We start from the raw sequence: 1,735 nt of genomic DNA on the forward strand, positions 1-1,735 counted from the left end.
GGTTGAGAACTGCACAGTGGACGCGAGCATCTGTGGCCAAGTTTTTAAGGGCGCACGGTGGATGCCTTGGCACCAGGAACCGATGAAGGACGTGGGAGGCCACGATAGTCCCCGGGGAGTCGTCAACCAGGCTTTGATCCGGGGGTTTCCGAATGGGGAAACCCGGCAGTCGTCATGGGCTGTCACCCGCTGCTGAACACATAGGCAGTGTGGAGGGAACGAGGGGAAGTGAAACATCTCAGTACCCTCAGGAAGAGAAAACAACCGTGATTCCGGGAGTAGTGGCGAGCGAAACCGGATGAGGCCAAACCTATGACGTGTGAGACCCGGCAGGGGTTGCGTCGTGGGGGTTGTGGGATCTCTCTTTCATTGTCTGCCGGCGATGAGACGAGTCAGAAACCGTTGATGTAGGCGAAGGACATGCGAAAGGTCCGGCGTAGAGGGTAAGACCCCCGTAGCTGAAACATCAGCGGCTCGTTTGAGAGACACCCAAGTAGCACGGGGCCCGAGAAATCCCGTGTGAATCTGGCGGGACCACCCGTTAAGCCTAAATATTCCCTGGTGACCGATAGCGGATAGTACCGTGAGGGAATGGTGAAAAGTACCGCGGGAGCGGAGTGAAATAGTACCTGAAACCGTGTGCCTACAAGCCGTGGGAGCGTCGCGCAGGGATTTGTCCTTGCGTCGTGACTGCGTGCCTTTTGAAGAATGAGCCTGCGAGTTTGCGGTGTGTTGCGAGGTTAACCCGTGTGGGGAAGCCGTAGCGAAAGCGAGTCCGAATAGGGCGGTTGAGTAGCACGCTCAAGACCCGAAGCGGAGTGATCTAGCCATGGGCAGGTTGAAGCGGAGGTAAGACTTCGTGGAGGACCGAACCCACCAGGGTTGAAAACCTGGGGGATGACCTGTGGTTAGGGGTGAAAGGCCAATCAAACTCCGTGATAGCTGGTTCTCCCCGAAATGCATTTAGGTGCAGCGTCGTGTGTTTCTTGCCGGAGGTAGAGCACTGGATAGGCGATGGGCCCTACCGGGTTACTGACCTTAGCCAAACTCCGAATGCCGGTAAGTGAGAGCACGGCAGTGAGACTGTGGGGGATAAGCTCCATGGTCGAGAGGGAAACAGCCCAGAGCATCGACTAAGGCCCCTAAGCGTACGCTAAGTGGGAAAGGATGTGGAGTCGCAGAGACAACCAGGAGGTTGGCTTAGAAGCAGCCACCCTTGAAAGAGTGCGTAATAGCTCACTGGTCAAGTGATTCCGCGCCGACAATGTAGCGGGGCTCAAGCGTACCGCCGAAGTCGTGTCATTGCAGTATGTACCCCCAACGGGGACTGTGATGGGTAGGGGAGCGTCGTGTGCCGGGTGAAGCAGCCGCGGAAGCGAGTTGTGGACGGTTCACGAGTGAGAATGCAGGCATGAGTAGCGATACACACGTGAGAAACGTGTGCGCCGATTGACTAAGGGTTCCTGGGTCAAGCTGATCTGCCCAGGGTAAGTCGGGACCTAAGGCGAGGCCGACAGGCGTAGTCGATGGACAACCGGTTGATATTCCGGTACCCGCTTTGAAACGCCCAGTATCGAATCCATTAATGCTAAGGCCGTGAAGCCGCCCTTGATCTCTTCGGAGTGATGGGGAGTGGTGGAGCCGCCGGTCCAAGGTGGTAGTAGGTAAGCGATGGGGTGACGCAGGAAGGTAGTCCAGCCCGGGCGGTGGTTGTCCCGGGGTAAGGGTGTAGGAC

General features: G+C 57.3%; 1 rRNA gene (cut by a window edge). It reads left to right on the forward strand.

The window, feature by feature from the left end:
• The first annotated feature begins 34 nt into the window (after positions 1 to 34).
• Positions 35 to 1,735: ribosomal RNA gene (locus ACWCP0_RS41855) — 23S ribosomal RNA — on the forward strand (it continues 1,487 nt past the right edge of the window).

Source organism: Streptomyces sp. NPDC001970 (assembly GCF_053594115.1).